This window comes from Xanthomonas sp. 3075, assembly GCF_014197275.1.
Taxonomy (GTDB): domain Bacteria; phylum Pseudomonadota; class Gammaproteobacteria; order Xanthomonadales; family Xanthomonadaceae; genus Xanthomonas; species Xanthomonas campestris_B.
Genome location: NZ_JACIFI010000015.1, coordinates 125,312 through 151,377, shown reverse-complemented (window position 1 = coordinate 151,377; position 26,066 = coordinate 125,312). Strand labels below are relative to the sequence as shown.

At 65.5% G+C, this 26,066-nt stretch carries 24 protein-coding genes; 16 read left to right on the top strand and 8 right to left on the bottom strand.

Features of this window, described 5'->3' with window-relative positions; translation table 11 throughout:
• Window positions 1-239: 239 nt before the first annotated feature.
• Both GGR62_RS15095 and GGR62_RS15090 read right to left on the bottom strand, forming a co-directional pair.
• Window positions 240-1,670 (bottom strand): amino acid permease, encoded by a 1,431-nt coding sequence (locus GGR62_RS15095; RefSeq protein ID WP_184408673.1) that lies wholly within the window; start codon window positions 1,668-1,670, stop codon window positions 240-242.
• A gap of 74 nt (window positions 1,671-1,744) precedes the next feature.
• Window positions 1,745-3,217 carry an amino acid permease gene (locus GGR62_RS15090; protein WP_184408672.1) on the bottom strand — a complete coding sequence of 491 codons (1,473 nt, stop codon included), beginning with the start codon at window positions 3,215-3,217 and terminating at the stop codon, window positions 1,745-1,747.
• A 178-nt stretch (window positions 3,218-3,395) separates the two neighbouring features.
• Here GGR62_RS15090 and GGR62_RS15085 point away from each other — a divergent pair, with 178 nt between their 5' ends.
• Together GGR62_RS15085 and GGR62_RS15080 are read left to right on the top strand one after the other, a co-directional pair.
• Window positions 3,396-3,947, top strand: coding sequence for an NUDIX hydrolase (locus tag GGR62_RS15085; protein WP_184408671.1), 552 nt, complete (start codon window positions 3,396-3,398; stop codon window positions 3,945-3,947).
• A gap of 112 nt (window positions 3,948-4,059) precedes the next feature.
• The gene (locus tag GGR62_RS15080) at window positions 4,060-4,335 is read left to right on the top strand and encodes a hypothetical protein (protein ID WP_184408670.1); all 276 of its coding nucleotides are present in this window, start codon (window positions 4,060-4,062) and stop codon (window positions 4,333-4,335) included.
• Window positions 4,336-4,539: 204 nt separating this feature from the next.
• Here GGR62_RS15080 and serA read toward each other — a convergent pair whose 3' ends face one another.
• Window positions 4,540-5,781 (bottom strand): phosphoglycerate dehydrogenase, encoded by a 1,242-nt coding sequence (gene serA / locus GGR62_RS15075; RefSeq protein ID WP_184408669.1) that lies wholly within the window; start codon window positions 5,779-5,781, stop codon window positions 4,540-4,542.
• A 208-nt stretch (window positions 5,782-5,989) separates the two neighbouring features.
• On the opposite strand from serA, the gene GGR62_RS15070 reads away from it, so the two are divergent.
• Genes GGR62_RS15070 through GGR62_RS15060 form a run of 3 tightly spaced genes read left to right on the top strand, consistent with a single transcriptional unit; the run spans window position 5,990 to window position 9,565 of the window.
• A complete protein-coding gene (locus GGR62_RS15070) occupies window positions 5,990-7,408 on the top strand; it encodes an FAD-binding oxidoreductase (RefSeq protein WP_184408668.1) in 1,419 nt (472 codons plus the stop codon).
• A gap of 34 nt (window positions 7,409-7,442) precedes the next feature.
• A complete protein-coding gene (locus tag GGR62_RS15065; RefSeq protein WP_184408667.1) occupies window positions 7,443-7,742 on the top strand; it encodes a DUF2388 domain-containing protein in 300 nt (99 codons plus the stop codon).
• Window positions 7,739-9,565 carry a DUF4105 domain-containing protein gene (locus tag GGR62_RS15060; RefSeq protein WP_184408666.1) on the top strand — a complete coding sequence of 609 codons (1,827 nt, stop codon included), beginning with the start codon at window positions 7,739-7,741 and terminating at the stop codon, window positions 9,563-9,565. The genes GGR62_RS15065 and GGR62_RS15060 overlap by 4 nt, the downstream gene beginning before the upstream one ends.
• A gap of 654 nt (window positions 9,566-10,219) precedes the next feature.
• Here the strand turns inward: GGR62_RS15060 and GGR62_RS15055 are convergent.
• The 5 genes from GGR62_RS15055 to GGR62_RS15035 form a co-directional block, all read right to left on the bottom strand.
• Complete coding sequence (locus GGR62_RS15055) at window positions 10,220-10,612, bottom strand: hypothetical protein (protein WP_184408665.1); 393 nt, start codon at window positions 10,610-10,612, stop codon at window positions 10,220-10,222.
• A complete protein-coding gene (yeiP, locus tag GGR62_RS15050) occupies window positions 10,612-11,178 on the bottom strand; it encodes an elongation factor P-like protein YeiP (protein WP_184408664.1) in 567 nt (188 codons plus the stop codon). The genes GGR62_RS15055 and yeiP overlap by 1 nt, the downstream gene beginning before the upstream one ends.
• 100 nt (window positions 11,179-11,278) lie before the next feature.
• On the bottom strand, window positions 11,279-12,049 hold the full coding sequence (locus GGR62_RS15045) for an SDR family NAD(P)-dependent oxidoreductase (RefSeq protein WP_184408663.1): 771 nt from the start codon (window positions 12,047-12,049) through the stop codon (window positions 11,279-11,281).
• 139 nt (window positions 12,050-12,188) lie between these two features.
• Window positions 12,189-13,085 carry a hydroxymethylglutaryl-CoA lyase gene (locus tag GGR62_RS15040; RefSeq protein WP_184408662.1) on the bottom strand — a complete coding sequence of 299 codons (897 nt, stop codon included), beginning with the start codon at window positions 13,083-13,085 and terminating at the stop codon, window positions 12,189-12,191.
• The gene (locus tag GGR62_RS15035; RefSeq protein WP_184408677.1) at window positions 13,082-13,879 is read right to left on the bottom strand and encodes an enoyl-CoA hydratase-related protein; all 798 of its coding nucleotides are present in this window, start codon (window positions 13,877-13,879) and stop codon (window positions 13,082-13,084) included. Before GGR62_RS15035 ends, GGR62_RS15040 begins: the two co-directional genes overlap by 4 nt.
• A gap of 116 nt (window positions 13,880-13,995) precedes the next feature.
• On the opposite strand from GGR62_RS15035, the gene GGR62_RS15030 reads away from it, so the two are divergent.
• From GGR62_RS15030 to greA, 11 genes are all read left to right on the top strand, one after another.
• On the top strand, window positions 13,996-14,244 hold the full coding sequence (locus GGR62_RS15030) for a FeoA family protein (protein ID WP_184408676.1): 249 nt from the start codon (window positions 13,996-13,998) through the stop codon (window positions 14,242-14,244).
• Complete coding sequence (locus GGR62_RS15025) at window positions 14,241-16,100, top strand: ferrous iron transporter B (protein WP_184408661.1); 1,860 nt, start codon at window positions 14,241-14,243, stop codon at window positions 16,098-16,100. Before GGR62_RS15030 ends, GGR62_RS15025 begins: the two co-directional genes overlap by 4 nt.
• 1 nt (window position 16,101) lies before the next feature.
• A complete protein-coding gene (locus GGR62_RS15020) occupies window positions 16,102-16,356 on the top strand; it encodes a DUF6587 family protein (protein WP_184408660.1) in 255 nt (84 codons plus the stop codon).
• Window positions 16,357-16,414: 58 nt separating this feature from the next.
• A complete protein-coding gene (locus GGR62_RS15015) occupies window positions 16,415-16,915 on the top strand; it encodes a nuclear transport factor 2 family protein (RefSeq protein WP_184408659.1) in 501 nt (166 codons plus the stop codon).
• A gap of 581 nt (window positions 16,916-17,496) precedes the next feature.
• Window positions 17,497-18,699, top strand: coding sequence for a PLP-dependent aminotransferase family protein (locus tag GGR62_RS15010; protein ID WP_184408658.1), 1,203 nt, complete (start codon window positions 17,497-17,499; stop codon window positions 18,697-18,699).
• The gene (locus tag GGR62_RS15005) at window positions 18,696-19,415 is read left to right on the top strand and encodes an MOSC domain-containing protein (protein WP_184408657.1); all 720 of its coding nucleotides are present in this window, start codon (window positions 18,696-18,698) and stop codon (window positions 19,413-19,415) included. Before GGR62_RS15010 ends, GGR62_RS15005 begins: the two co-directional genes overlap by 4 nt.
• A gap of 325 nt (window positions 19,416-19,740) precedes the next feature.
• The gene (gene dapB, locus GGR62_RS15000; protein WP_184408656.1) at window positions 19,741-20,457 is read left to right on the top strand and encodes a 4-hydroxy-tetrahydrodipicolinate reductase; all 717 of its coding nucleotides are present in this window, start codon (window positions 19,741-19,743) and stop codon (window positions 20,455-20,457) included.
• A gap of 241 nt (window positions 20,458-20,698) precedes the next feature.
• The gene (gene carA, locus GGR62_RS14995; protein WP_184408655.1) at window positions 20,699-21,862 is read left to right on the top strand and encodes a glutamine-hydrolyzing carbamoyl-phosphate synthase small subunit; all 1,164 of its coding nucleotides are present in this window, start codon (window positions 20,699-20,701) and stop codon (window positions 21,860-21,862) included.
• The gene (locus GGR62_RS14990; protein ID WP_184408654.1) at window positions 21,859-22,215 is read left to right on the top strand and encodes a hypothetical protein; all 357 of its coding nucleotides are present in this window, start codon (window positions 21,859-21,861) and stop codon (window positions 22,213-22,215) included. Before carA ends, GGR62_RS14990 begins: the two co-directional genes overlap by 4 nt.
• 113 nt (window positions 22,216-22,328) lie before the next feature.
• Entirely contained in the window at window positions 22,329-25,571 is a 3,243-nt protein-coding gene (gene carB / locus GGR62_RS14985; RefSeq protein ID WP_184408653.1) for a carbamoyl-phosphate synthase large subunit, read from the top strand.
• 8 nt (window positions 25,572-25,579) lie between these two features.
• Complete coding sequence (greA, locus tag GGR62_RS14980) at window positions 25,580-26,044, top strand: transcription elongation factor GreA (RefSeq protein WP_172453391.1); 465 nt, start codon at window positions 25,580-25,582, stop codon at window positions 26,042-26,044.
• The last annotated feature ends 22 nt before the right edge of the window (window positions 26,045-26,066 follow it).

Sequence of the window (26,066 nt, the reverse complement as noted above, 5' to 3'; positions counted from 1 at the left end):
CTGGATGGGACGATGGCTGCTGACAGCAGCCGGCACCACCGTGCCCGGCTGACGGAGTGGCCAAAGCCCCTCCAACAACACAGTTGCTACAAGGACGTACTTGCGGCGTGTCCCGCGATGGTGGGCGGGCCAAGGGCCCTGCAACCAAGCCGCAGATCGGGGCCCTGCAGCGGAAGAACTGATCTGCCATAGACCGGCGCGCAGTCGTGTTGTCAGCGGCTCCTGGCCCGCGCGCGTGCTCAGCGACCGTCGCGCAGGCGGCTGTGGCGGTAGCCGTAGCCGAAATAGACCACCAGCCCGACCAGCGTCCACACCCCCATCAACATCCAGTTGTGCAGCGTCATCGCCGACAGCAGGGCCAGGCAGCTCAATACGCCGGCGCTGCAGATCAGCCAGGCCGCCGGCATGCGGAACGGACGCGGCAGTTCGGGGTGGGTGCGGCGCAGGATCAACACGCCGGCGCACACCGCCGCAAACGCGATCAGCGTACCCATCGAGGTCAACTCGCCCAGCACATCCAGCGGGAACACCGCCGCCAGCAAGGCAATGCCGATGCCGGTGATGACGGTATTGATGTGGGGGGTACGGTACTTGGGATGAATGCGGGTGAAGATCGAAGGCAGCAGACCATCGCGCGCGATGATCATAAAGATGCGCGGCTGCCCGATGATCATCACCAGCACCACCGACGACAACCCGATCAACGCGCCGACTTCCACGATCACGCGCAACCAGGCCAGCTGCGGATGCGCCGCCACGGCGGTCACCACCGGCTCGTCGGTACCGAGCAAGGTGTACGGCACCAGCCCGGTCATCACTGCCGCCATTGCGATGTAGAGCACGGTGCAGATGACCAGCGACAGGATCATGCCGATCGGCAGATCGCGTTGCGGGCGGTGCGATTCCTGCGCCGCCACCGACACCGCCTCAAAGCCGATATAGGCGAAGAACACCATCGCCGCGCCGCGCAGCACGCCTTCCATGCCGTACTTGCCCGGACCTTCGTTGGCCGGGATGAAGGGATGCCAGTTGGCGGTATCCACATACTTCCAGCCCACCGCGATCACCAGAATGATCAGCCCGGTCTTGAGGATCACCATCGCCATGTTCATCGCAGACGACTTGCGGATGCCCACATAGCACAGCCAGGTCAGCAGCAGCACGATGCCGGCGGCGGGCAGGTTGGCGATCGCACCGGTGGGCTGCAGCTTGCCGTCCAGCGGCGCACTGACCAGCGCGGCTGGCAGATGGATGTCGAAATGTTCCAGCAGGCTGAGGAAATAACCGGTCCAGCTGACCGCCACCGCCGAGGCAGAGACGCCGTATTCGAGCACCAGCATCCAGCCGATGAACCAGGCCGCCAGTTCGCCGAAGGTGGCGTAGGTGTAGGTGTAGGCGCTGCCGGACACCGGCACCATCGCGGCGAATTCGGCGTAGGCCATCGCGCAGAACGCGCAGCACACCGCTGCCAGCACGAACGACAGCATGATCGCCGGGCCGGCATGGTCGGCCGCTGCCTGGCCGGTGATGACGAAGATGCCACCGCCGATCACCGCGCCGATGCCCAGGGCGGTCAGCCCCCAGGGACCGAGCGCGCGTTGCAGGCCCAGCCCGTCGGCCGCCTCATGGCTGGCGTGAGGGTGTTTGGTGGCCCAGAGTTGTTTGAACATGGAGCGGTTCCGGCTTGGCGCTGCGCGCGATCGTTGAACGAGAAGACCGGCGCGCACGCCGGTCTTGAGGAGAATCAGGCTTTCTTGGCAAGCCGGCTATTGTGGATGCCGTAGCCGAAATAGATGAACAGGCCGATCACGGTCCAGCCCACGAAGACCTTCCAGTGTTCCTGGAAGGCCTGGAAGAACAGGAACAGGCAGGCCACCGCGCCGAGCGGGCAGATCACCATCGCCAGCGGCACCCGGAACGGCCGTGGCAGATCCGGCTTGGTGAAACGCAGCACCATCACCCCGGCGCAGACGGTCGCAAAGGCGAGCAGGGTGCCCATCGACACCAGTTCGCCCAGCACGTTCAACGGAATCACCCCAGCCAGCAGCGCTGCGACCACGCCAACGAAGAGCGTGCCGACATAGGGGGTGTGGAACTTCGGGTGGACCTTGCCGAACAGTTTGGGCATCAACCCATCCTTGGCCATGGTGTAGAAGATGCGCGGCTGCGCCATCAGCATCACCAACACCACCGAGGACAGGCCGGCGATCGCACCGATCTCCACCGCGGTCTTGAGCCAGGTCAGTTGCGGATGCGCTTCCAGCGCGGTGGCCACCGGCTTTGCGGTGCCCAGCTGGGTGTAGGGCAGCAGGCCGGTCAACACCGCACAGACGATGATGTAGATGACGGTGCAGATCGCCAGCGACACCAGGATGCCGATCGGCATGTTCTTCTGCGGATCCTTGGTCTCGCCGGCGGAGGTGGAGACCGCGTCGAAGCCGATATAGGAGAAGAACACGATGGACGCTGCACGGAAAATCCCGTCCCAGCCGAACTGGCCCGGCCCGGTGTTTTCCGGGATGAAGGGGTGCCAGTTGGCCGGGTCGATATACGAAATGCCGAAGCCGACGAACAGACAGATCACTACCACCTTGATCGCCACCACGATCGCGTTGGCGAACGCCGATTGGGTCACGCCCACATAGCACAGCATGCTCACCGCACCGACGATCAATACGGCCGGCAGGTTGACGATATTGCCGGAGCTGACAAAGCCATGGCCGTCCCAGGCCAGGGGCGCGCCCGCCAGTTCTGCCGGGAACGGCAGCCCGAGCGTACCGGTCACGAAGCTGATCAGGTAGGCGGACCAACCGACGGCGACACTGGAGCCGGCAAACAGGTACTCCAGTACCAGGCACCAGCCGATGAACCAGGCGATGCCCTCGCCGAGGGTGGCGTACGAATACGAGTAAGCGCTGCCGGAGACCGGCATCATCGCGGCGAACTCGGCATAGCACAGGCCGGCGAACGCGCAGGCGATGCCCGCAAACACGAACGACAGCATGACTGCCGGCCCTGCGTGGTTGGCAGCGGCCTGGCCGGTCAGGACGAAAATGCCTGCGCCGATCACCGCGCCGATGCCGAGCATGATCAGGTGCTTGGCGGTGAGGGTCCGTTGCAGCGTCGCTTCGCCTTGCAGGCTGCCTTCGACGGGTTCGCCCGCATCCACATGTCCAGCGGGCTCGATCGGTTTGACCCTCAACAGAGACTTCAGCATTCGGTACATCCCTAAGTGGCAGAGCTAAAGGCGCGCGCGCCTGGGCGAAGGTGGTGCGCCGCGTCCCGATGGGACAGGCAAGCGGCCTACCTTGCCAAAGCTACACGCTCACGACAAGCACGTACGCAGCATGAATGGCGATAATGGTCGCTGATCCATGCGCAACCGGGAACGACAGATGGTGGATGCAACCCTGCGGCAGCAACTGGCTGCCTACCGCGCCCGCTGGCCGGACGAGGCCGAGGTGGCCGACCAGTTCATGCAGCTGCTGGACGATGCCACCGATCCGTTCGTGCGCGAGCGTGTCGAAGGTCATTTCACCGGCTCGGCCTGGGTGGTCAGCGCCGACGGCAGCCGCACGCTACTGACCCATCACCGCAAGTTGCAGCGCTGGTTGCAGCTGGGCGGCCACGCCGACGGCGACCGCGATCTGGCCCAGGTGGCCTTGCGCGAAGCGCAGGAGGAATCCGGCCTCACCGGGCTGACCCTGGCCGACGGCCTGTTGTTCGATCTGGACCGGCACTGGATCCCGGCCCGTGCCGAGGTGGCCGGGCACTGGCATTACGACGCCCGTTACGTGGTGGTCGCCGGCGCCGACGAGACCTTTCAGGTCAGCGAAGAATCGCTGGCCCTGGCCTGGCGCCCGATCGCGGAGCTGCTGACCGAGCCGGAGCTGGATCCGTCGATGCGGCGCATGGCCGAGAAGTGGGTGGCGCACGGCGGCAGCTGATGCGCCGGCGACGGGCGTTGCCGGACCGGCGTGCGCGGGCGCCGAGCGTCCGTTGGCTGGGCGGGCATGGCGGGATTGGGTACCCTTGGGCGCCCGTTGTCTGTCCACGCCCATGTCCCGCATCGCTGCTTCGTTCACTTACCGCCTGGCGTTCCGCCCGGTCGACGACCGGATGGAGTCGGCCGAACTGGCGCGTACCGTGCAACGGGCGCTGCTGGCGTTGAGCGGGCCGCCGCATGGCGTGGCGATCGTCAGTCTGCAGCGCCCGCCGCGCGAGGACGGCGACGGCCTGTACATGGAGGCGGTCACCACCGGCCCGGAGCGGTGGTATTTGAAGGCCGACGACTATCTGTTGAGCGAGGGGGTGCGCGGCGAGTTGCAGCCCTGAGGGGCTGGGATTCGGGATTTGGGATTTGGGATTCGCAAGAGCGTACGTCGCCTGATCCGCTGTTGCGCGCTTGTTTTGGCATTCAGCGCATTCGCGTCTGCGCCACCGCAGATGATCCAAGCCAGATAGCGGTCAGAGAAAGGACTCGCCAGCGCCGCCGCTCTTCCCAGTCCCAAATTCCGAATTCCTAATCCCTAATCCCCGTCAGTAGAGAACCCGCGTCCGCAAGGTGCCGGTGATCTGACCCAGCTCGTCCTTCAACACGCCCGCCAGCTCTTCGCTGGCGCTGACATCGATGACCACATAGCCCACCTTGGGGTCGGTGCGCAGGAACTGGCCGTCGATATTGAGGTTGTGGCGCGAGAATAGTTCGTTGATCTGCGACAGCACGCCCGGCACGTTGCGATGGATGTGCAGCAAGCGCAGGCTGTCGGGATGTTCGGGCAGGGTGACTTCGGGGAAATTCACCGCCGACAAGGTGCTGCCGTTGTCGCTGTAGCGCACCAGCTTGGCGGCCACTTCGATGCCGATATTGTCCTGCGCTTCCAGCGTGCTGCCGCCCACGTGCGGGGTCAGGATCACGTTGTCGTGCGCAATCAACGGGGACTCGAACGCATCGCCGTTGCCCTTGGGCTCGATCGGGAACACATCCACTGCCGCGCCGCCGATCTGGCCGGAGCTCAGCGCCGCATCCAGCGCATCGATGTCGATCACCGTGCCGCGCGAGGCGTTGATCAGATGCGCGCCGTGTTTCATGCGCGCGATCTCCGCCGCGCCGATCATGTCCTTGGTCGACGGGGTCTCCGGCACATGCAGGGTCACCACGTCCGAACGTGCCAGCAGGTCGTCCAGATCGATCGCTGCGCGTGCGTTGCCCAGCGACAGCTTGGTTTCGATGTCGTGGAAGATCACCTGCATGCCCAAGGATTCGGCCAGCACACCGACCTGGGTGCCGATATGCCCGTAGCCGACGATGCCCAGCACCTTGCCGCGCGTTTCGTGGCTGCCGGCGGCCGACTTGGACCAGCCGCCGCGGTGGCATTCGGCGTTCTTCTGCGGGATGCCGCGCAACAGCAAAATCGCCTCGGCGATGACCAGTTCGGCCACGCTGCGGGTATTGGAGTAGGGCGCGTTGAACACCGGAATGCCGGTCAGCTCGGCCGCATCCAGATCGACCTGGTTGGTGCCGATGCAGAAGCAGCCAATGGCGATCAGACGCTTGGCATGCGCCAGCACCTCGGCACTCAGTTGGGTGCGCGAGCGGATGCCGACGATATGTGCTTCGGCGATGCGTGCCTTGAGTTCCTCCTCGGGCAAGGATTTGGCGTGCAGTTCGATCTGCGAATAACCGGCGGCGCGCAACACGTCCACGGCGGTCTGGCTGATGCCTTCCAGCAACAGGACGCGGATGTCCTGCTTGGGAAACGAGGTTCTCTTCGGCGACATGAGGGAGCGCACTGCAGCAATCGGGTCGGCAACTATGCCAGATGGGGTGCGCGATTGGGCGGCTGCAACGCAGTGTTTGCGCAGGCAAAGTCCTTGCGGTGCAACGGTTTCAGCTGAATCCAACGCCGTGTCGGCGGTAAGCCGCGCAACTGGACGCGCCTGGCGCACGCTGGCACGCTGTGCGGTTCCTACTGCAGCGCCGTGCCCCATGACCGATTCCCGCATTCTTTCGTTGCAACAGGCTGTGCCGGCATTGCGTCTGAAAACCGAGCCGGCCGACCTGGAGCATTACGGCCGCGACTGGACGCGGCGCTGGACGCCGAATCCACTCGCGATCGCCTTGCCCGGTTCTGTGGACGAAGTGCAGGCCGTGGTGCGCTGGGCAAATGCGCAAGGTGTGGCGGTGGTGCCGTCGGGCGGGCGCACCGGGTTGTCCGGCGGCGCAGTGGCGGCCAATGGCGAGCTGGTGTTGAGCCTGGAGCGTTTGAACAAGCCGCTGGAGTTCAACGCGGTCGACCGCACGCTAACAGTGCAGGCCGGCATGCCGCTGGAAGCGGTGCACAACGCCGCGCGCGAGCATGGGCTGGTGTATCCGGTGGATTTTGCCGCGCGCGGCTCGTGTTCGATCGGCGGCAATATCGCCACCAATGCCGGCGGCATCCGCGTGATCCGCTACGGCAATACCCGCGAATGGGTGGCTGGCCTGAAGGTGGTCACCGGCGGTGGCGAGTTGCTCGAGCTCAACAATGCCTTGGTGAAAAACTCCAGCGGCTACGATTTCCGCCATCTGATGATCGGCTCCGAAGGCACCCTCGGCATCGTGGTCGAAGCCACGCTGCGCCTGACCGACCCGCCGCCGCCCAGCAACGTGATGCTGCTGGCGCTGCCCTCGTTCGAGGTGTTGATGCAGGTGTTCGCCGCCTTCCGCGCGCAGCTGCGCCTGGAAGCGTTCGAATTCTTCACCGACCGCGCGCTGGAACACGTGCTGGCGCATGGCGCACAGGCCCCGTTTGCCGAGGTCCATCCGTATTACGTGGTCACCGAATTCGCCGCCGGCGACGAAGCGCAGGAGGCGGCCGCGATGGCCGCGTTCGAGACCTGCATGGAGCACGGCTGGGTCAGCGATGGGGTGATCAGCCAGAGCGATGCGCAGGCGGCGCAGCTGTGGCGCCTGCGCGAAGGCATCACCGAAGCGTTGGCGCGCTATACGCCGTACAAAAACGATGTGTCGGTGCGCATCTCGGCAATGCCTGCGTTCCTGGCCGAAACGCAGGCGTTGTTGCACGACGCCTATCCGCAGTTCGATGTGGTGTGGTTCGGCCATATCGGCGATGGCAATCTGCATATCAACGTGCTCAAGCCCGATGGCACCACGCAGGCCGATTTCGTTGCGGCCTGCGATCAGGTCACCAAGTTGCTGGCGCAGGCGTTGCAACGTTTCGACGGCAGCATTTCCGCCGAACACGGCATCGGTCTGGTCAAGAAGGGCTATTTGTGGAGCACGCGCTCTGCCGAGGAAATCGCCTTGATGCGCGGCATCAAACGTGTGCTCGATCCTCAGCTTTTGCTGAATCCCGGCAAGCTGTTCGAGATGGGCGACGCGCCCGACGCCACGCGTGCCGGTTAGTCTTTCTGCACCTTCACATGGAATCGATATGACGATGATGCGCTCCCTGGTGTTTTGCGCTTTGACGATGCTGCCGCTGGCAGCGTTCGCATCCAGTCTGGCCGGTACGTCGGCGGGTGCCTCCTCGGCCGGTTCGTCCGATTCCTCCGGCAGCAGTTCCGGCGACGACAAGGTGGTGGCCGATGCACGCGAAGACGCGGCCGGCTTCGTCGCCAGCGATGGCGCCATCCGTGGCGCGCGCCTGGAAGCGGCGCTGCTGCAGCTGCGCAGCCGTAGCGATGCGGCGCGGTTGTCCAGCGACCTGCAACTGGCTCAGTCCATCCTGGCCCAGTGAGTGCGCGCCGCCGGTGCGGGTGGCTGTGGCTGGCCGCAGCGATCGCACCGGCAGCGCACGCCGAACTGCAGGTTGAGGTAGCCGCGCCAGGCCTGGATCCGGCGCAACGCGATGCCACACACGCCTTGGTCGAACAGGTCGCACAGCGCCTGCCACCAGGCTGGGCGCAGCGCCTCGGCGTTCCGATCCAGCTGCAATGGCGTAGCGATCTGCCCACGCATGTGCATGGCCGTGCGATCGGCCATCGGATCCTGCTCGATCGTGCATTGCTGCAGGCATGGAGCGCGCAGCCGGCGGTTGCCCGCAGCGATCCCGGTGCGCCTGCCACGCGTGCGGCAATGGCGGCAGTGGTGCACGAGCTGGCGCATGTGCTCGATCGTGGGCCGCAGGGCGGATTGTCGCGGGATCCACGCCTGCGCGATCTTGCCGGCTGGCAGGTGCGTCCCTGGCGGATCGGACGCGGTGCGAACCAGTTCAGCGACCGCAGCCCCGACGACTACGAACGGCGCAGCCCGGCCGAATTCGTCGCGGTCAACCTCGAACATTACGTGCTGGATCCCGATTACGGCTGCCGGCGCCCGGCGCTTGCGGCGTGGTTTGCCGAGCAGCTCGGCGCGCCGCGCGAGGCCACGCCATGTGCGAACACGCTGCCGTATCTGCAGGCCGACAACGATGCCGGCGCGATGTCGCTGCTGGCGCTGGATCCATCGCGTGTGTACGCGGTGGACTATCTGCTGGCCGAGGGCAACGCGCAGCCGATGAGCCGCTGGGGCCACAGCATGTTGCGGCTGGTGATCTGCGCGCCCGGCCGCGCACCCGGTCCCGATTGCCGCCTGGATCTGCAGTATCACCGTGTGCTGTCGTTCCGCGCCTTTGTCGGCGACGTACAGATTTCCAGCTGGCGTGGGCTGACCGGCTCCTATCCCTCGCGTCTGTTCGTGCTGCCGTTGACCCAGGTCGTCGACGAATACACCAAGGTGGAGTTGCGCGCGCTGTCGTCGGTGCCGCTGAGATTAACGCCGGAGGAGATCGCTGCGTTGCTCGCACGCGCCGCACAGGTGCATTGGAGTTACGACGGGCGCTATTACTTCGTCGGCAACAACTGCGCGGTGGAGACCTACAAGCTGTTGCACGATGGCGTACCACGGCTGGCCGCCGCCGGGCTGTCGTCGATCACGCCGCGCGGCGTGCGCCACCGCCTGCAGCGCGCCGGCATCGCCGACATGCAGGTGCTGGACGATCCGGTGCAAGCGATCCGTCAAGGCTATTACTTCGAATCCGCAGCTGCGCATTACCAAAGCATGTTCGAGGTAATCCGGCGCAGCATGCCGGTGGCGCAGGCAAGCGTGGAGCAATGGCTGGATGCGCGCCCGGATGCGCGTGCACAGTGGTTCGGCCAAGGCGGTTTGCGCGAGACGGCAGCGGCGCTGTTGCTGGAACAAGCCGCGTTGCGAAGGCAGGAATTGCTGGCACGCGATGCGCTCAAGCGCTTGCTGCGACCCGGCGTGGCCGAGCGTGAATCGGTGCAGGGACAGCTGCAATCGCTGTTCGCGCGGCAGGCGCAGCTCACCCATCCTGCGACGTTATTGGGCACCTCCGGTTACGGACTGCCGCAACCGGACGAGCAGCGGCAAGTGACTGCGCGCGTGGCGCAGGAAAGCCGCGTGCTGTTCGATGGCTGGAAACAGCTGCAGGCGCTGGGGCGGCAGCAATTGCCGGCCGAGGTGCGCGCCGGGTTGGAACAAGGCGAGGCCAATATCGTGCAGCTGCAGGCCCGGCTGCGAGTGCTTGCGCGCAGTAGTGCGGCCGCCGACAACCTGTAGCTGGACCTGCGCACCCCCTCGCGGGCGCAATAACACGCGGATGGACAGGCGGTGCCGAGCCTCTCTCGTCGGCACGGTCATTGCCGCGGTCAACGGCCGTCGATCGCCCCCATCCGCCCTGCGGGCAGCTTCCCCCGCACGCGGGGAAGGGACGTGATCGAATGCGCAGAGTCCTCTCCCGCTTGCGGGGGAAAGGAAGTGAATCAACCGCGCAATAATTCATCTTCTGCATGCAGGAGAAGGGCCGTAGATCGAAGATGCAGAGCCCCTCTCCCGCTTGCGGGGGAAAGGAAGTGAAACAACTGCGCAATAATTCATCTTCTGCGTGCGGGAGAGGCGCTGTTGATAGAAGATGCAGATTCTGCGTGCAGGAGAAGCGCTGTAGATCGAAGATGCAGAGCCCCTCTCCCGCTTGCGGGAGAGGGGTTGGGGTGAGGGCACGACAGGCCAGCATTCACCACGCCCCCGTTGTCGCATTCGGCGCCCTGCGCGGGCGTCTCCCGAGACAAGACAGTCGGCAGCCGTCACTTCCGATGCGCTGCGCAGGACGATGACCTCCATCCAGGCACCCGGCGAGGAGCCCCGGTGCGCGGTAGCCGGCTGCTGTCGGTTCTCAGTGCCCGGCCATGCAGCCATCGCATCCGCCGGGATGCCTCAACCGGCGGGTTGCAGGGCTGCCTGCTTGGCGTACTTGCGCAACCACTGGCTGACATGCGCATCGTTGCGGTACTGCTGCATCAGCTTTGCGAGCCGTGCCGGTGCCGGCGTACAGAACTGTGCGATCGCCACTTCGATCTCATGGCGCCGGTCGGCGTCGTACGGCTCCTCGCCAGCGAAGTGCTCGCAGGTGTCGTAGTCATCCACCAGCGTGCGCACATCCTCCGGCATGCCGCACAGGCCGGGCGGATGTTGCATCCATTCGTCGTCCACCTTGGCGTCGGTGCAGGCCACCGGCGCGGGCTTCGCCATGGATGTCGGTGCCGGGGCCGGTTCCGCACTACAGGCGGCCAGCACCCCCAGCGTCAGCACAACGGCCAGCTTGTGCATCAGTCGGCGCGGCCTGCGAATTCGCCGGTGGTGGTGTTGACCAGCACGCGCTCACCGTTGGTGATGTACTCGGGCACCATGATTTCCATGCCGGTGTTGAGCTTGGCCGGTTTGGGACGCTTGGTGGCGGTGCCGCCCTTGAGTTCCGGCGGCGTCTCGACCACTTCCAGCGTCACCGTCTGCGGCAACTGCACCGCCACCGGCTGGTCGTCGATCACCTGCACGTAGAGACCGGTCAACCCGTCGGTGATGTACCCGGCATCGGTGCCGATCACATCGGCGTCCAACGTGTAGGGCGTGAAATCTTCGTCGTCCATGAACACGAACGCCTCGCCATCCTTGTACGAGAACGTGGACAGGCGACGCAGCAGTTCCACTTCCGGCAGGTTGTCGTCGGCATCGAAGCTGGCGTCGGTTTTCACACCGCCCGGCACGCTGTACATGATGAAGCGGAAGCGCACATTGCCGCCGCGGCCCTGCGGCGAACTGCGCTCGATGTCGCGGATCTGGTAGATGCCGCCGTTGTATTCGACGACGTTGCCTTTCTTGATGTCGTTAGCTTTCATGGGAATCGGGAGTTGGGAATGGGGAATCGAAAAAGCCGGGGCCGGGGTGCTGAGAGTAGGGTGCCGTTACGATTCCCTAATCCCGATTCCCCATTCCCCGCTACTTGGGCGCCAACCGCACGGCGCCGTCCAGGCGAATCACTTCGCCGTTGAGATAGCGATTGCGCAGGATGAAGGCGACGGTGTCGGCGTATTCGTCGGGTTGGCCCAGACGCGAGGGGAACGGGATCGCCGCAGCCAGCGATTGCTGCACCGCCTCGGACATGCCATCGACCATCGGGGTCCAGAACACGCCCGGTGCGATCGTCATCACGCGGATGCCGAAACGTGCCAGTTCGCGTGCCATCGGCAAGGTCATGCCGACTACGCCGCCCTTGCTGGCGGCATAGGCGGCCTGGCCGATCTGGCCTTCATAGGCGGCAACCGAGGCGGTGTTGATGATCACCCCGCGCTCGCCATCGTCGCCGGCGGCGTTGTGCTGCATCACATCGGCCGCGGCCTTGGCGACATTGAAGCTGCCGACCAGGTTGACCAGCACGGTGGTGCGGAAGGTCGCCAGCGGCATCGGTGCGTCCTTGCCCAGCACACGGCCGGCGCCGAGGATGCCGGCACAGTTGACCACAAGGTTGAGTCCGCCCAGCACCTGCGCGGCCTGCGCCACGTTGGCCGCGACCTGGGCCTCGTCGGTGACATCGGTGGTGACGTAATGCGCGTTGCCGGCACCGAGCAGCGCCAGCGCCGCATCGGCCTTGTCGGCGTTGACGTCGAACAACGCGACCTTGCCGCCGTCGGCCACGATGCGCTGCGCCACGGCCAGGCCCAGGCCGGAAACGCCGCCGGTGACGATGGCGCGGACAGAAGATGGCTGCATGCGGTGGTTCCTCAGAAAACATTGGAGGCCGGTGGAGGCCGGCGGGCGAACGGTCGACGACGCAGCCGGCAATTCTAGCCCAAGCGTCTATGCGACCAAGCTGGAAGATGCGGCGTCAGTGGCATGCGGAGTTTGCGTCTCAGCCGGCGGCCGCCAAGGCCTTGCCGACCTTGCTGCCGGTCTGGCGACCGAGCAACTGCGCCAGCCAGCGGCCGGTGCGGGCGAGGGCAGGCAGATCGATGCCGGTAGGCATGCCCAACCCGTGCAGCAGATACACCACATCCTCGGTGGCGACATTGCCGCTGGCGCCCTTGGCGTACGGGCAACCGCCGGCACCGGACACCGCCGCATCGACCACGCGTACGCCTTGCTCCAGGCAGGCGGCGATATTGGCCAGCGCCTGGCCGTAGGTGTCGTGGAAGTGCACCGCCAATGCCTGCATCGGCACGGCCTGCGCCACTGCTGCCAGCATCTGGCGCGCCTTGGCCGGCGTCCCCACGCCAATGGTGTCGCCCAGCGAAATCTCGTAGCAGCCCAGCGTGTACAGGCGTTGCGCCACATCGACCACGTCGGCCACCGGCACCTCGCCCTGATACGGGCAACCCAGCACGGTAGAAACGTAGCCTCGCACGCGCACGCCGTCGCGCGCGGCCTGTTCCAGGATCGGGCGAAACCGCTCGATCGATTCGTCGATGCCGGCATTGGTATTGGTGCGATTGAATGCCTCAGACGCCGCAGTGAACACGGCCACTTCCTGCGCGCCGGCGGCGCGTGCGCGGGCATAGCCCTGCAGGTTCGGCACCAATACCGGATAGCTGATGCCCGGTGCTTGCGCGATTCCGGCGAATACTTCGGCCGCGTCGGCCAGTTGCGGCACCCAGCGCGGGCTGACGAAGCTGGTCGCCTCGATACTGCGTAGCCCGGTCGCGGAGAGTCGATCAATCAAGGCGATCTTGTCGGCGGTGGCGATGGGCTGCGCCTCGTTCTGCAGGCCATCGCGTGGGCCGACTTCCACAATGCGCACGACCTCGCTCACGCCAGATCCTCCGGCACCCAGGCAGGCGTGCGCTTGTCGAGGAAGGCACTCAGGCCTTCCTGGCCTTCGGGCGAAACGCGCAGGCGTGCGATCCACGCTGCGTTGGCCGCATCGATGGCGTCGCGGTCGGCAAGTGGCAGCACCGAGCGCACCAACGCCTTTGCACTGGCGGCTGCCAGCGGTGCGGCACTCAGCAACAGGCGAACCTGACGCTCCACGGCGATGTCCAGTTGATCTGCGGCGACCAGTTGATGCAACAGCCCCAGCAACTGCGCGGTGCTGGCGTCGAAAATCTCGCCGGTGGCGAACCAGCGGCGTGCCTGGCGCGCGCCGATCGCCGCGATCACGTACGGCGAAATGACCGCCGGCAGCAGGCCGAGCTTGCTCTCGGTCAGGCCGAAGCGCGCCTCGGTACAGCCGATGGCGATATCGCAACAGGCCACCAGGCCGACGCCGCCGCCAAATGCCGCGCCGTTGACGCGCGCGATGGTCGGCTTGGGCAATTCGTCCAGCGTGCGCATCAAGCCGGCAAGCGCGAGCGCATCGGCCGCGTTGTCGGCCTCGCTGGCGCCGGCCATGCCGCGCATCCAGTTCAGATCGGCGCCTGCGGAGAACGCGCCACCGGCACCGGTGATCACGACGACGCGGATCTGTGCGGCCCGACCGGCGTGTCGCAAGGCCTCGGTGAGGGCGGCGATCAGGGTCGCATCGAAGGCGTGATGCACCGCCGGGCGGTTCAGACGTAGCGTGCGGACCGGTCCCTGGTCGTCCACGATCAAGCCGGTGTCCTGCATTGTGCATACGTCCATGAATGGGATACGAACCATGATAACGGCATGGGTCGGCGGAGCCATGACGCGGTGCGTCGATGCTAGAATTGAGAACCATTCCTAACAATCAGGCCGTCTTCGTGACGCTGTCCGACATGCCTTTGCATCGCGCCGCCATCGTGGATTCCGTGGAGGATCGCCTTCCCAACGACACGATCGCCCGGCGCCTGCGGGAACTGGGCTTTGTCGCCGGCGAAGAAGTCACGGTGCTGGCCACCGGGCCGGTCGGGCGCGAGCCGTTGCTGGTGCAGGTGGGTTACACACGGTTCGCCCTGCGGCGTAGCGAGGCTGCGCGCGTGCAGGTGCACGTCGACGGAGCACCGGCATGAGCGCGGCAACCGTTCCGCTGCGTCTGGCATTGGTCGGCAACCCCAACTGTGGCAAGACCGCGCTGTTCAACCAGTTGACCGGCAGCCGGCAGAAGGTGGCCAACTACACCGGCGTCACCGTCGAGCGCAAGGAAGGGCATTTCCGCGCGCCGTCCGGGCGCGACTTCGCGGTGCTGGATCTGCCCGGCGCCTACAGCCTGCAGCCGGCCAGTCTTGATGAAGCGATCACCCGCGACCTGTGCCGTGGCTTCTATCCCGGTGAGCCTGCACCGGACGTGCTGGTGTGCGTGATGGATGCGACCAACCTGCGCCTGCACCTACGCTTTGCGCTGGAGCTACGCGAGCTGGGCCGGCCGATGATCGTGGCGCTGAACATGGTCGATGCCGCACAGCGACGCGGCATCGTCATCGACCTGCCGGCGCTGGAACAGGCGCTGGGCGTGCCGGTGGTGGAAACGGTGGCGGTGCGCCGCGGCGGCGCCAAGGCCCTGGTGGAACGGCTCGATACGCAGGCTGCGAGCCTGGTCGCCCCCACCGCTACGCCGCCGGTCGATGGCAACTACCACGCGCAGGTGCGGCAGATACTGAGCGCGGCGGTCACCATGCCCACCCGCACCTCGCGCGTGGACGACGCGCTGGACCGCTGGCTGCTGCATCCGGTCTGGGGCCTGGTCACGCTGGCGGTGGTGATGTTCCTGATCTTCCAGGCGGTGTATGCCTGGGCCACGCCGGTGATGGACCTGATCGACGGCGGCACGTCGGCGTTGGGCGAGTGGGTCGGCGCCACCTTGCCGGAGGGTCCGCTCAACAGCCTGCTCAAGGACGGCATCATCGCCGGCCTGGGCGGGGTGATCATCTTCCTGCCGCAGATCCTGATCCTGTTCGCCTTCATCCTGGCGCTGGAAGAGTCCGGCTACCTGCCACGCGCGGCGTTCCTGCTCGATCGCATGATGGCTGCCGCCGGTTTGTCCGGGCGCTCGTTCATTCCCTTGCTGTCGAGTTTCGCCTGTGCGGTGCCCGGCATCATGTCCACCCGCAGCATCCAGGACCCGCGCGACCGCCTCGCCACCATCATGGTCGCGCCGTTGATGACGTGTTCGGCGCGCCTGCCGGTGTATGCGTTGCTGATCGGCGCCTTCATCCCGCAGAAGACCGTGTGGGGCATCTTCAACCAGCAAGGCCTGATCCTGTTCGCGCTGTATGCCGCGGCCATCGTCAGCGCGCTGCTGGTGTCGTGGACGATGAAGAAGTGGCGCCGCGACAAGAGCGAGCATCCCTTGATGCTGGAACTGCCGTCCTATCGCCTGCCGCATCTGCCCGACCTGGCGTTGGGTCTGTGGGAGCGTGCGCTGATCTTCCTCAAGCGCGTCGGCGGCATCATCCTGGCCTTGACCATTTTGCTGTGGTTCCTGCTGTCGTTTCCGGCCGCACCGGCCGATGCCACCTTGCCGGCGATCGACTACAGCTTCGCTGGGCGCATCGGCCATGCGATGGCGATCTTCTTCGCGCCGCTGGGTTTCAACTGGCAGATCTGCATTGCATTGATCCCCGGCCTGGCCGCGCGCGAAGTGGCGGTGGCCTCGTTGGCCACCGTGTACGCGCTGTCTGCCGCAGACGACGATGCCGCTGCGCAGGCGCTGTCGCCGCTGATCAGCGATGGCTGGTCGCTGGCGACCGCGCTGTCGCTGCTGGTCTGGTACATCTACGCCCCGATGTGCATCTCCACGCTGGCGACCATCAAGCGCGAGACCAACTCGTGGAAGCAGATGACCATCAGTGCGGTGTACCTGTTCGCGCTGGCGTATCTGGCCTCGCTGGTGACCTATCAGCTGGCCGTGCTGCTCGGAGCCGGCTGAGGTGGATCTGTCGCTGACGTTGCAGTACGTGGTCATCGCATTGGCAGTGCTGCTGAGCCTGTGGGTGGTGATGAAGAAGCAATTTCCCGGCACGCTACGGCGCCTGCGCGGCACCCTGGCGATCGGCTTGCTGCGCGATGGGCGACCGCCGTGGATGCAGGCGCTTGGGCGGCGTGTGGCACCGCCGGCTGCGCAAAACGCGTCGGCCTGCGGCGGCTGCGACAGTTGCGGGCCCACGCCGCCACGTGGTCACTGACGCGCCTGGTCCTCTACACTTGCGCGGCCGCAGGATGCGGCGGTACAGGGGATAGGCGATGCGTTTGTTGGTGTTGTTGGCAATCTTGGCCGCCGTTGCGGGCATATATAACTACGGTGGCAATGCGCTGGACGAAACGCAGGTGCGCGATTTCTATGCTGCGCACGATAAAGCGATGCTGAGCCAGGACGGCGAGGCGCTGTGCGCGATGACCGCGCCGGAATTCGAAATGGTGGTGTTGTACCGCATTGACTCGCACCAGAAGCGGCAGACCGCCACACGCGAGAAATACTGCAAATCCAATGGCGAATGGGCGCAGGTGCTGGGTCAGATGCGCCATGTGGCACCTCCGGAAGAGTTGATCGACTACAAACATTCGATCACCAAGATCGAAATCGCGCCCGATGAGGCCTCGGCCATGGTCGAGACGCGCGCCACGCTCGGTTTGCCGGGCCTGCGCATGACCTTCCGCTCGCGCGACAAGGTGATCCGCAAACGCTGGAAGACCTTGATCGAACGCAGCGAAGGCACTGCCTGGGTCGGGCCGGCGTACGACTAAGAGCGGCTAACAAAACGGCTTCGGTGTCAGCCTACTGCAGGCCGGCTATCTGCGGCCTGGCTGCAGGGCCCTTGCCCGCCCAGCGTCGCGGGACACGCTGCAAGTACGTCCATGTAAGCGCTTACGCGGCATCCATGCCGCATAAGGTCCCACGACGCTGGGCGGGCAAGGACCAGTCGAGATGGTCGGCATGCATGGGTTTAAACAAAGCAACCAGCGGAGTCTCTGGTGCGGTGTCCTCGCCGCTTGCGGGACCGTGTGGCGGCATGGATGCCGCCACCGAGCCTCCAGGGATGGATTCACGGCGTGTCCCGCGAGCGGTGAGGGCACCGCGCCCTCGACCCACTCAGCGTTTGAGCTGGGCTTCTGACTGCATCCACCAAGATACGGCCGACAAAGCCAATGCACTGACTGACAGGCGCTCGCTAGGTTTTGTTAGCTACTCTTATTCGCCGCTGGCGCTATCGCCGGGTTGGCGCTACCGATGCGTGGGCGCGGTGTCCGTCATCCATTGGCCGAGTTCCGCGTCCAACGCTGCAGCGCAACGCGCGCCGGCCACACGCCTTCGCTATGCTTGCGCCATGACGACCTCCTTCCAGATCTCCCGACGTGCGCAGGCGCTGACCAGTTCGGCGATTCGCGAAATCCTCAAGGTGACCGAACGGCCGGAGGTGATTTCCTTCGCCGGCGGGCTGCCGTCGCCGGCCACCTTTCCGGTGGAGCGCATGCGCGCGGCCAGCGACCAGGTGCTGCGCGATGCGCCGCAGGCGGCGTTGCAATACGGCCCCACCGAAGGCTATGCGCCGCTGCGCGAATGGGTGGCCGCACGGCTGAGCCGCGATGGCGCCAGCATCCGGCCCAGCCAGGTGTTGATCACCACCGGCTCGCAGCAGGGCCTGGACCTGCTCGGCAAGGTCTTTATCGACGAAGGTAGCAAGGTGCTGGTGGAAACGCCGAGCTACCTCGGCGCCTTGCAGGCGTTCTCGCTGTTCCAGCCCAGCTTCGTCGGCATGCCCTCGGACGAGGACGGCGTGGTGGTGGACGCGCTGGATCCTGCAGTGCTGGCCGATGCGCGCTTTCTGTATTGCCTGCCGAATTTCCAGAACCCCACCGGTCGCCGCCTGCCGTTGGCGCGACGTCAGGCCTTGGTGGCGCGTGCGGCCGAGGCGGGGGTGCCGATCGTCGAGGACGACCCTTACGGCGAGCTGTATTACAGCGGCCAGCCGCTGCCGAGCCTGTTGTCGCTGCATTCCGAAGGCGTGATCTACATGGGCTCGTTTTCCAAGGTGCTCGCACCGGGTTTGCGGCTGGGCTATGTCGTCGCGCCGGAGGCGGTGCTGGGCAAACTGATCCAGGCCAAGCAGTCGGCCGATCTGCATACGCCCTCGTTCACCCAGCGCGTGGTCTACCAGACGCTGCAGGACGATTTTCTGGACACGCATATCCCGCAGATCCGTGCGCTGTATGCGCGCCAATGCAGCCTGATGCTTGAGGCATTGGATCGCCATTTTCCGCCCCAGGTGCAATGGAATCGCCCCGAAGGCGGCATGTTCCTGTGGGTGACCCTGCCTCCCGGATTGGATGGCACCGCATTGCTGGCGCGTGCGATCGCGCGCAATGTCGCGTTCGTGCCGGGTGCGCCGTTCTATGCCACCTTGCCGCAGGCCAATACCTTGCGGCTGTCGTTTGTCACCGTACCTGGCGAGAAGATCGATGCCGGCATCCACATCCTGGGCGAGGTCCTGCGTGAGGCGCTGGCCGAATTGCCGGGGCAGGGCGCGTGACCACGACAACGCTGGCGCAGGCGGCGTCGCTCGCGACCACCATCGACAGCGTTGCGATTGGTGTGGCACGCGATTTCACCCGCCCCGGTAGTCGCAGCGCGATCGACAAGCGTGTTGTGGAAGGGGCAGTGCGCATCGGTCCGCAAGGTCTTGACGGCGACCAGCAGGGCGACCGGCGTGTGCACGGAGGGCCGGACAAGGCGATTCATCACTATCCGCGCGATCACTATGCCGCCTGGCTAGCCGACCTCGGGGCGCACGTGTTGCTGGAGACTGCCGGCGCATTCGGCGAAAACCTGAGCAGCGTCGGTCTCACCGAAGCCGACGTCTGCCTCGGCGATCGTTTCTTCCTGGGGACAGCGGTGGTGGAAGTCTCGCAGCTGCGTCAGCCGTGCTGGAAACTCTCCGATCGTTTCGGTGTCCGCGACATGGCGCGGCGCGTGCAGGACACCGGCCGCACCGGCTGGTATTACCGCGTGCTGCAAGCCGGCGCGGTGGCGGCCGGCGACATGCTCAGCTTGCAACACCGGCCGCATCCGCAGTGGACGCTGTCGCGCCTGCAACAGGTGCTGTACGCCCGCAAGGTCGATGAGGCCGCGATCGAAGAGGTGTTGCGCCTGCCGCTGGTGCCGTCGTGGCAGGCACTGTTCGAACGCCGCCTGCAACGCAACGAAATAGAGGGCTGGGGCAAGCGCCTGGATGGCGTCACCGACTGACACGGTCAACAAACCGGCGCGCTCATCCGAAGACCGCAGCCGCGCTCGCTGCTGCACGCGGCATGCGGACACCGATGTCGAACACGCAACCCGTGCCAACCCACATCGGCTCGCCACGCGGTGTCGCCCCCCCGGCAGCAAGCACCAACAGGCGCCACCTGCGAACGCCACCAAGACGCGGTGCAAACGATGCACGCCCCGCGCACCCCGCTTCCAAGATTCCCCCACTGCCGATTCCCGACTCCCGGCTTTTACGATTCCCGAATCCCCATTCCCGAATCCCGGCTATCTTGTACGACCAACACCGCCTAGCTAGCCTGCCGCCATGACAACCTCACCTGTGAAAGTTCTGATCCACGGCGCCTCGGGGCGGATGGGCAAGGCATTGCTACGCCTGGCTGCCGAAGACGAGGCCTTGCATCTGGTCGCTGCGGTGGTGGGACGTTCGCCCTCGCAGCGCGTGGTGGACGGCGTGCCGTACTTCGCCGCCAGCGAACTCGGCGGTGCGCCGGCGTTCGATGTGGCCATCGACTTCAGCCTGCCGCAGGGCTTCGCACCGATCCTGGCGTTGTGCGCGCAGCGCGGCAAACCGCTGGTGTCCGGGACGACCGGGTTGGAGGAGGCGCAGCGCGCCGCATTGCTGGAGGCCGCGCAACAGATCCCGTTGGTGTGGGCGTCCAACTTCAGTCTCGGCGTTGCGGTGCTGACCGAGCTGGTGGAGCGTGCCGCCGGCAGCCTGCCGGGGTGGGACTGCGATATTGTCGAGGCGCATCACGTGCACAAGCAGGACGCGCCATCCGGCACCGCACTGACGCTGGGCGAAGCGGCCACCGGCAGCGGGGCGCAGCCGCGGTTTGCCAGCCTGCGTGCCGGCGATATCGTCGGCGAGCACACGGTGCAGTTCACCACCTTGGGCGAGCGGGTGGAGCTGATCCACCGCGCCACCAACCGCGACATCTTCGCGCGCGGTGCGCTGCATGCGGCCAAGCGGTTGGTCGGCAAGCCGCCCGGCAGCTATCGCGTGCGCGATCTGGTGCTGTAACCCGGCGCGTCGTCGCGCATGAATGGCGAATGATCGCAGCGGCGCATTCATCTCGTGGTGGCGAGGCCAGTGCGTCAACAGGTGTTCTTCAGGCTGGCATGCCGGGGCACTTGCCTTTACAATTCTCGCTTGCCCGAACCAGCGTCGGACCGGTCCTCAGCACCGCGTCCGCGCTTTGCTGCAACCGGAATTTGGCCGGAAGCGCATCGGAGTCCCAGGCAGCCAGAGCGAGACCCCCCACGTGACCCAACCCGCAATCCTTGTCCTCGAAGACGGCACCGTGTTCGAGGGCGAATCCGTAGGCGCCAACGGGCTTTCCGTCGGCGAAGTGGTGTTCAACACCGCCATGACCGGTTACCAGGAAATCCTGACCGATCCCTCCTACGCCCGCCAGATGGTCACGCTGACCTATCCGCATATCGGCAACACTGGCTTTACCGATCAGGATGACGAAGCGCGCAAGATCTGGGCCGCCGGCCTGATCGTGCGCGATGTACCGCGCCGCCCGAGCAGCTGGCGCAGCCAGGTGGCCTTGCCGGAATGGCTGCAGGCCCGTGGTGTGGTGGCCATTTCCGGCATCGACACCCGCAAGCTGACCCGCCTGCTGCGGCAGAAGGGCGCCCAGAACGGCGCGCTGATGGCCGGCGAGATCGACGTGGAAAAGGCACTGGAAGCGGCGCGCAAGTTCCCGGGCCTGAAGGGCATGGACCTGGCCAAGGTGGTGTCCACCGAGACCAGCTACAGCTGGAAGGAAGGCTCGCTGGATCTGAACTCCGACGCCTTCCTCGGCCTCGGCGCCCTGAGCGCGGGAACGTCCGCACAGGGACAGACATTCAAGGTCGTGGCCTACGACTACGGCGTCAAGCTCAACATCCTGCGCATGCTGGCCGAGCGCGGTTGCGACGTCACCGTGGTGCCGGCGCAGACCCCGGTGGCCGAGGTGCTGGCGATGCATCCGGACGGCGTGTTCCTGTCCAACGGCCCGGGCGATCCGGAGCCCTGCGATTACGCAATCGCTGCGATCCAGGAATTGATCGCCAGGAAGGTGCCCACCTTCGGCATCTGCCTGGGCCATCAGCTGCTGGCGCTGGCCGCCGGCGCCAAGACGATCAAGATGGTCACCGGCCACCACGGCGCCAATCACCCGGTGCAGGATCTGGACGGCGGGCGGGTGATGATCACCTCGCAGAACCATGGCTTTGCGGTGGACGAAACCACGCTGCCGGCCAATGTGCGCGTGACCCATCGTTCGCTGTTCGATGGCACCAACCAGGGCATCGCGCTGACCGACGCCCCGGCGTTCTCGTTCCAGGGCCACCCGGAAGCCTCGCCGGGCCCGCGCGATGTGGGGCCGTTGTTCGATCGGTTCGTGGCGTTGATGACGCAGGATGCCAAGCGCGCATGAGCGGGCGTTTGATCGGTGTGCTGATCCTGCTGGTGGGTGCTGCCCTGGCCTATTGGGCGGTGTGGATGCCGCTGGAGCAGGCACGCGCTGGCGCCGAGTCGATCACCTTGCACGGCGGCATGAAGCTGGCCTTGGTCATACCGATGTGCCTGCTGTTCGGTATTGGTTACGCAGTGGGTGGCGGACGCTTTCATCAGTCAATTCACAACAGCGATCCGGACAAGGTACGCCGTTGGGGCAAGACCTCGGGAATCGGCTGGTTGCTGATCCTGGTCAGCGTCGCCGCAGCCTTCGGGTTGTATCAATGGCTTCAGCACACCCTGCACGGCCTCGGCTATGGATCTGCAGGATGAACCGGCTTTCGACTCTGCTGAGTCGATGCACTATCACGCTGCGTCGCGATTCGATCGCCGCGGCCACTCTTCCGCACTTGCGGCTCGCCGCAAGTCCTTAATCGAGTAAAGAAATGCCAAAGCGCACCGACCTAAAAACCATTCTGATCATCGGCGCCGGCCCGATCGTCATCGGCCAGGCCTGCGAGTTCGATTACTCCGGCGCGCAGGCGTGCAAGGCGCTGCGCGACGAGGGCTATCGCGTGGTGCTGGTCAACAGCAATCCGGCCACGATCATGACCGACCCGGACATGGCCGACGCGGTCTATATCGAGCCGATCAACTGGCAGACGGTCGAGAAGATCATCGCCAAGGAAAAGCCCGATGCCTTGCTGCCGACCATGGGCGGACAGACCGCGCTGAACTGCGCGCTGGATCTGGCCGACCACGGCGTGCTGGAGAAGTACAACGTCGAGTTGATCGGTGCCAAGCGTGAAGCGATCCGCATGGCCGAAGACCGCGAGCTGTTCCGCGTGGCGATGGGCGAGATCGGCCTGGATTGCCCCAAGGCCGAAGTGGCGCACACGCTGGAAGAAGCGCTGGATATCCAGACCCGGGTCGGCTACCCGACCATCATCCGCCCCAGCTTCACCCTGGGCGGTAGCGGCGGCGGCATCGCCTATAACCGCGAAGAGCTGATCGAGATCGTCGGCCGTGGCCTGGAACTGTCGCCGACCACCGAAGTGCTGGTGGAAGAATCGGTGCTGGGCTGGAAGGAATTCGAGATGGAAGTTGTGCGCGATACCGCGGACAACTGCATCATCGTCTGCGCGATCGAAAACCTCGATCCGATGGGCGTGCACACCGGCGACTCGATCACCGTCGCTCCTGCGCAGACCCTCACCGACAAGGAATACCAGCGCCTGCGCGATGCCTCGATTGCGGTGCTGCGCAAGATCGGTGTGGATACCGGCGGCTCCAACGTGCAGTTCGGCATCAGCCCGACCACCGGCCGCGTGGTGGTGATCGAAATGAACCCGCGCGTGTCGCGGTCGTCGGCGCTGGCGTCCAAGGCCACGGGTTTTCCGATCGCCAAGGTCGCCGCCAAGCTGGCGGTGGGCTACACGCTGGACGAGTTGAAGAACGAGATCACCGGTGGCCTGACCCCGGCCTCGTTCGAACCGTCGATCGACTACGTGGTCACCAAGATTCCGCGCTTTGCCTTTGAAAAATTCCCGCAGGCCGATGCACGCCTGACCACACAGATGAAGTCGGTCGGCGAAGTCATGGCGATGGGCCGCACCTTCCAGGAATCGCTGCAGAAAGCGCTGCGTGGCCTGGAAACCGGCAAGATCGGGCTGGACCCGACCGGCCTGGATCTGGGCAGCGAAGACGACATGGCCGCGCTCAAGCGCGAGCTCAAGGCTCCGGGCCCGGAACGTCTGTTCTACGTGGGCGATGCGTTCCGTGCCGGCATGAGCGTGGCCGATGTGTACGCGCTGTCGTTCATCGATCCCTGGTTCCTGGATCAGATCGAAGAACTGATCAGCCACGAACAGCAACTGGCCGACGACGGCATGCCGGCACTGGATGCCGCGCGCCTGCGCACGCTCAAGCGCGCCGGTTTCTCCGATGCGCGCCTGGCCGAGCTGACCGGCACCAATGAAGAATCGGTGCGCACGCTGCGTCGCGCGCTCAAGGTACGCCCGGTCTACAAGCGCGTGGATTCGTGCGCGGCCGAATTCGCCACCAGCACCGCCTATCTGTATTCGACCTACGAGGACGAATGCGAAGCGCTGCCGACCGACCGCGACAAGATCATGATCCTGGGCGGTGGCCCCAACCGCATCGGCCAGGGCATCGAGTTCGACTATTGCTGCGTGCACGCGGCGCTGGCACTGCGCGATGACGGTTATGAAACCATCATGGTCAACTGCAACCCGGAAACCGTCTCCACCGATTACGACACCTCCGACCGCCTGTACTTCGAGCCGCTGACGCTGGAAGACGTGCTGGAAATCGTCGAGCTGGAACAGCCCAAGGGCGTGATCGTGCAGTACGGCGGCCAGACCCCGCTGAAGCTGGCGCGTGCGCTGGAAGCCAACGGCGTGCCGGTGATCGGCACCTCGCCGGACTCGATCGATCTGGCCGAAGACCGCGAGCGTTTCCAGCAGCTGGTCGACAAGCTGGGCCTGAAGCAGCCGCCGAACCGCATTGCCCGCAACGCGGAAGAAGCCCTGGTGCTGGCACGCGAGATCGGCTACCCGCTGGTGGTGCGCCCGAGCTATGTGCTGGGCGGCCGCGCGATGGAAATCGTCTACGGTGAATCGGATCTGGCGCGTTATGTACGCGATGCGGTGAAGGTCTCCAACGATTCGCCGGTGCTGCTGGATCGCTTCCTCGACAACGCGGTGGAAGTGGACGTGGACATCATTGCCGACAAGGACGGCAACGTGCTGATCGGCGGGCTGATGGAACACATCGAAGAAGCCGGCGTGCACTCGGGCGATTCGTCGTGCTCGCTGCCGCCGTATTCGCTCTCGGCCAAGACCCAGGCCGAGCTGCGCCGTCAGGTCGTCATGCTGGCCGAAGGCTTGAACGTGGTCGGCCTGATGAACACCCAGTTCGCAGTGCAGGTCAACGAGGCCGGCGACGATGTGGTGTTTTTGCTGGAAGTGAACCCGCGCGCCTCGCGCACCGTGCCGTTCGTGTCCAAGGCCATCGGCATCCCGCTGGCCAAGATCGCCGCGCGCTGCATGGCCGGCAAGACACTGGCCGAGCAGGGCGCCACCAAGGAAATCGTGCCGGACTATTACTCGGTCAAGGAAGCGATCTTCCCGTTCGCCAAGTTCCAGGGCGTGGACCCGATCCTAGGGCCGGAGATGCGCTCCACCGGTGAGGTGATGGGCGTGGGCCGCAGCTTCAGCGCCGCATTCGCGCGCGCGCAGGAAGCCGGTGGCATCAAGGCGCCGCCGGTGGGCAAGGCGTTCGTGTCGGTGCGCGATCCGGACAAGCAGCGCGTGCTGCCGGTCGCCCAGGCATTGGTGGAGCGCGGCTATACGCTGGTGGCCACGCGTGGCACCGGTGCCTGGCTGCAGCAGAACGGCCTGAGCTGCGAGATCGTCAACAAGGTGGCCGAAGGCCGCCCGCATATCGTCGATTCGATCAAGAATGGCGAGATCGTGTATATCGTCAACACCACCGAAGGTCGCGCCGCCATCTCCGATTCGTTTTCGATCCGGCGTGAAGCGCTGCAGCATCGCGTGACCTATTCGACCACTGTCGCCGGCGCCAAGGCGCTGGTGCATTCGCTGGAATTCCGCGGCACCGGCCCTGTGTGGTCGCTGCAGGAACTGCACAAGGAGCTGGAAGCATGAGAGCACCCATGACGGCAAAGGGCGCGCAGCGTCTGCGCGAAGAGCTGGACCAGTTGAAGTCGGTCAAGCGTCCGGCGGTGATCAGTGCGATCGCCGAGGCACGCGCGCACGGCGACCTGAAGGAAAACGCCGAATACCACGCTGCGCGCGAGCAGCAGAGCTTTATCGAAGGCCGCATCAAGCAGCTGGAAGGTGAGCTCTCGCACGCCGAGATCATCGACATCACCAAGCTGTCGGCCGGCAACAAGATCGTCTTTGGCGCCACGGTAACGCTGGCCGACACCGAGACCGACGAAGAGAAGCGCTACCAGATCGTTGGCGATCTGGAAGCGGACATCAAGCTGGGCATGATTGCGATCTCCTCGCCGCTGGCACGTGCGTTGATCGGCAAGCTGGAAGGCGATTCGGTCACCATCGATGCGCCGGCCGGCCAGCGCGAATACGAAGTGGTCAGCGTCGCCTATCTCGACTGACCGATTCGCACTGATCGACATC

Coding starts and splice junctions, on each gene's coding strand:
- GGR62_RS15080 (WP_184408670.1), top strand. CDS start 4,060: ATGTCCCGCATCGCTGCTTCGTTCACTTACCGCCTGGCGTTCCGCCCG.
- GGR62_RS15010 (WP_184408658.1), top strand. CDS start 17,497: ATGACGACCTCCTTCCAGATCTCCCGACGTGCGCAGGCGCTGACCAGT.
- GGR62_RS15085 (WP_184408671.1), top strand. CDS start 3,396: ATGGTGGATGCAACCCTGCGGCAGCAACTGGCTGCCTACCGCGCCCGC.
- GGR62_RS15095 (WP_184408673.1), bottom strand. CDS start 1,670: ATGTTCAAACAACTCTGGGCCACCAAACACCCTCACGCCAGCCATGAG.
- GGR62_RS15055 (WP_184408665.1), bottom strand. CDS start 10,612: ATGCACAAGCTGGCCGTTGTGCTGACGCTGGGGGTGCTGGCCGCCTGT.
- yeiP (WP_184408664.1), bottom strand. CDS start 11,178: ATGAAAGCTAACGACATCAAGAAAGGCAACGTCGTCGAATACAACGGC.
- serA (WP_184408669.1), bottom strand. CDS start 5,781: ATGTCGCCGAAGAGAACCTCGTTTCCCAAGCAGGACATCCGCGTCCTG.
- greA (WP_172453391.1), top strand. CDS start 25,580: ATGACGGCAAAGGGCGCGCAGCGTCTGCGCGAAGAGCTGGACCAGTTG.
- GGR62_RS15070 (WP_184408668.1), top strand. CDS start 5,990: ATGACCGATTCCCGCATTCTTTCGTTGCAACAGGCTGTGCCGGCATTG.
- GGR62_RS15090 (WP_184408672.1), bottom strand. CDS start 3,217: ATGCTGAAGTCTCTGTTGAGGGTCAAACCGATCGAGCCCGCTGGACAT.
- GGR62_RS14990 (WP_184408654.1), top strand. CDS start 21,859: ATGAGCGGGCGTTTGATCGGTGTGCTGATCCTGCTGGTGGGTGCTGCC.
- GGR62_RS15065 (WP_184408667.1), top strand. CDS start 7,443: ATGATGCGCTCCCTGGTGTTTTGCGCTTTGACGATGCTGCCGCTGGCA.
- GGR62_RS15035 (WP_184408677.1), bottom strand. CDS start 13,879: ATGCAGGACACCGGCTTGATCGTGGACGACCAGGGACCGGTCCGCACG.
- GGR62_RS15025 (WP_184408661.1), top strand. CDS start 14,241: ATGAGCGCGGCAACCGTTCCGCTGCGTCTGGCATTGGTCGGCAACCCC.
- GGR62_RS15045 (WP_184408663.1), bottom strand. CDS start 12,049: ATGCAGCCATCTTCTGTCCGCGCCATCGTCACCGGCGGCGTTTCCGGC.
- dapB (WP_184408656.1), top strand. CDS start 19,741: ATGACAACCTCACCTGTGAAAGTTCTGATCCACGGCGCCTCGGGGCGG.
- GGR62_RS15015 (WP_184408659.1), top strand. CDS start 16,415: ATGCGTTTGTTGGTGTTGTTGGCAATCTTGGCCGCCGTTGCGGGCATA.
- carB (WP_184408653.1), top strand. CDS start 22,329: ATGCCAAAGCGCACCGACCTAAAAACCATTCTGATCATCGGCGCCGGC.